The sequence below is a fragment of the Flavobacterium sp. T50_26 genome, assembly GCF_057652995.1.
Window position 1 is genome coordinate 1 of record NZ_JBYFCC010000059.1, and the last position, 513, is coordinate 513.

Annotated in this window: 1 protein-coding gene; it reads right to left on the bottom strand. The window is 40.2% G+C overall.

Annotated elements, in window-relative coordinates:
• The coding region (locus AC23MC_RS16425) for a hypothetical protein (protein WP_487570659.1) at positions 1-513 on the bottom strand (513 nt) is incomplete at both ends.

Consider the following 513-nt stretch of genomic DNA (forward strand, 5'->3'; position numbering starts at 1 on the left):
TAAACCTGCCTCTGTTCCACATCCTTCTATTTGTGCCTCTGGGGCTATTGGACTAAATACAGAACATGCTGCTCCATAATTAGTAGACCATTGTAGACCCGTTGACGTTGGAACTTCTACTTTTACTCGGATGCTGTATTCTGATCCGTATTTAATTGAAATTCCGCTTAACTGTAATAAGTTAAAGCTCGCTGCAGGACGAATTAAAGTAGTAGTTTCTACTGCTATTCCGCCTTCTATTAGCGATACTTCATATTCATAGTTAGTTGCTGCCGGTACTACTTGTGCACGAATGATGTTATTCATTTGAACTAAAGTTGATCCACATGAACTTGCTGCAATAACCGTAGAAGGTACACCTGGTGTTACAACCGTACAAGCTGGCCCATAAGGCATCCATTGTTGGTTTAAGCGAACAGCTACCTCTACTGTATAAACAGTAGCATATTCTGCAATGTCTGTACTAGAAATTTGGAACACATAGTTTGACGTTTCTACTTCACGGAACTCATT